The organism is uncultured Agrococcus sp., assembly GCF_945915485.1.
Classification (GTDB): Bacteria; Actinomycetota; Actinomycetes; order Actinomycetales; family Microbacteriaceae; genus Agrococcus.
On record NZ_CAMEFJ010000164.1, the window covers coordinates 1 to 2,832 of the forward strand.

The 2,832-nt window shown below is 63.0% G+C and carries 2 protein-coding genes and 1 pseudogene; all 3 read left to right on the forward strand.

What is annotated here, in order from left to right; genetic code table 11:
* A pseudogene (locus Q0O95_RS13925) lies at nucleotides 1–647 on the forward strand (F0F1 ATP synthase subunit alpha); the annotation flags it as partial.
* Nucleotides 648–650: 3 nt separating this feature from the next.
* A complete protein-coding gene (locus tag Q0O95_RS13930) occupies nucleotides 651–1,544 on the forward strand; it encodes a F0F1 ATP synthase subunit gamma (protein ID WP_293699927.1) in 894 nt (297 codons plus the stop codon).
* A 24-nt stretch (nucleotides 1,545–1,568) separates the two neighbouring features.
* On the forward strand, nucleotides 1,569–2,832 hold a 1,264-nt coding region (atpD, locus tag Q0O95_RS13935; RefSeq protein WP_293699930.1), incomplete at its 3' end, for a F0F1 ATP synthase subunit beta.

A 2,832-nucleotide genomic window follows, 5' to 3' on the forward strand; every position in this document is an offset into this window, starting at 1 on the left:
TGCCGATCATCGAGACCAAGGCCAACGACGTCTCGGCGTACATCCCGACCAACGTGATCTCGATCACCGACGGTCAGATCTTCCTGCAGTCCGACCTCTTCAACGCGAACCAGCGTCCCGCGGTCGACGTGGGTATCTCGGTATCCCGTGTCGGTGGCGACGCCCAGGTGAAGTCGATCAAGAAGGTTTCTGGAACCCTGAAGCTCGAGCTCGCGCAGTACCGTGCGCTCGAGGCATTCGCGATGTTCGCATCCGACCTCGACGCGGCCAGCCGCCGACAGCTCGAGCGTGGTGCTCGCCTCACCGAGCTGCTGAAGCAGCCGCAGTACTCGCCGTATCCCGTCGAGGAGCAGGTCGTTTCGATTTGGGCCGGCACGAACGGCAAGCTCGACACCGTCCCCGTCGACGACGTGCTGCGCTTCGAGGCCGAGCTGCTCGAGTACCTCCGTATGAACACCGACATCCTGTCGACGCTCAAGGAGACCAACGCTCTGAACGACGAGATCCTCGCCGAGATGGAGACTCAGGTGGACGAGTTCACGAAGGGCTTCAAGACGAGCGATCCGGCACCCGTTGGCAGCGAGTCTGATGACGAACAGCCGTTCGAGGACGTCAACCAGGAACAGATCGTCAAGGGCGCTCGATAAACCATGGGAGCGAAGCTCAGGGTCTACACGCAGAAGATTCGTTCTGCGCAGACGACCAAGAAGATTACGAAGGCGATGGAACTCATCGCTGCTTCGCGCATCCAGAAAGCGCTCGCTCGAGTCAAAGCGTCGTCGCCGTATGCGCGCGCGATTACGCGTGCCGTGAGCGGTGTTGCGGCGCACAGCGACGAGGGCCACGTGCTCACGACCGAGCGGGACACGATTCGTCGCAGCGCGATCGTCGTGTTGTCCTCGGACCGCGGTCTTGCGGGTGCTTTCAACGCGCAGATTATGCGCGAGGCCACCGAACTCAAGACCCGTCTCGAGAACGAGGGCAAGGAAGTCGATCACTACCTCGTCGGCCGCAAAGCCGTGCAGTACTTCGACTTCCGCCGACGCCCGTTTATTCGCGAATGGCAGGGAGAAACGGACGTGCCGACCGCGAAGTTGGCGCGCGAGATCTCGGAAGCGGTCGTCGAGTCGTACATGACCGGCGGCGAAGAGGGCGGCGTTGACGAAATCCACGTGCTCTACAACCGTTTCGTGAGCATGATGACGCAAGAGCCGAGCACTATCCGTTTGCTGCCGCTCGAGGTCGTCGAGCCGGAGAAGAGCCGGATCGCGAACGAAACGCTGCCGCTCTACGAATTCGAGCCGGAACCGCAGAACGTGCTCGACGCGCTGCTTCCCGTCTACGTCGAAAGCCGCATTCTGAACGCGCTGCTGCAGTCCGCGGCCTCGAAGCAGGCCGCGACGCAGAAGGCGATGAAGTCGGCCAGCGACAACGCGGACAAGCTCATCACGGATTACACCCGCCTGCGCAACAACGCACGTCAGGCGGAGATCACCCAGCAGATCAGCGAGATTGTGGGCGGCGCGGACGCCCTGGCCTCGTAACCGCCGCAGAAAGGCAAGACACTAATGACCATCACAGAGACGACCAACGTCGAAACCCAGACCCCGGGTGTCGGTCGCGTCGCGCGCGTCACCGGCCCGGTCGTCGACATCGAGTTCCCGCACGACCAGATCCCGGCGGTCTACAACGCACTCGAAACCACCGTCAGCTTCGGCGAGGGCCAGGAGCCTTCGCGCCTCGTGCTCGAGGTCGCTCAGCACCTCGGTGATGACGTCGTTCGCGCCATCGCGCTGAAGCCGACCGACGGCCTGGTCCGTGGCCAGGAGGTGCGCGACTCGGGTGAGGCGATCTCCGTGCCCGTCGGCGACGTCACCAAGGGCAAAGTGTTCAACGTCACGGGTGAGGTGCTCAACACCGATGAGCAGCTCGAGGTGACCGAGCGCTGGCCCATTCACCGCAAGGCTCCTGCTTTCGACCAGCTCGAGTCGAAGACGCAGATGTTCGAAACCGGTATCAAGGTCATCGACCTCCTGACGCCGTACGTGCAGGGCGGCAAGATCGGCCTCTTCGGCGGTGCCGGTGTCGGCAAGACCGTCTTGATCCAGGAGATGATTCAGCGAGTCGCTCAGGACCACGGCGGTGTCTCCGTCTTCGCGGGTGTCGGTGAGCGTACCCGTGAGGGCAACGACCTGATTCACGAGATGGAGGAGGCCGGCGTCTTCGACAAGACCGCGCTGGTCTTCGGCCAGATGGATGAGCCCCCCGGCACGCGTCTTCGCGTTGCGCTCTCGGCGCTCACGATGGCCGAGTACTTCCGCGACGTGCAGAAGCAGGACGTCCTGCTCTTCATCGACAACATCTTCCGCTTCACGCAGGCGGGCTCCGAGGTCTCGACGCTGTTGGGCCGCATGCCCTCCGCAGTCGGCTACCAGCCGAACCTCGCCGACGAGATGGGAATCCTGCAGGAGCGCATCACTTCGACTCGCGGCCACTCCATCACCTCGCTGCAGGCGATCTACGTGCCGGCCGATGACTACACCGACCCGGCTCCGGCGACGACGTTCGCACACCTTGACGCGACGACCGAGCTGAGCCGCGAGATCGCTTCACAGGGTCTGTACCCAGCTGTTGACCCGCTCGCCTCCACGAGCCGTATTCTCGACCCGCGCTACATCGGCGAGGACCACTACCGCGTCGCCACCAGCGTGAAGCAAATCCTGCAGAAGAACAAGGAACTCCAGGAGATCATCGCGATTCTCGGTGTCGACGAGCTCTCGGAAGAGGACAAGATCACGGTTTCGCGTGCTCGCCGCATCCAGCAGTTCCTGT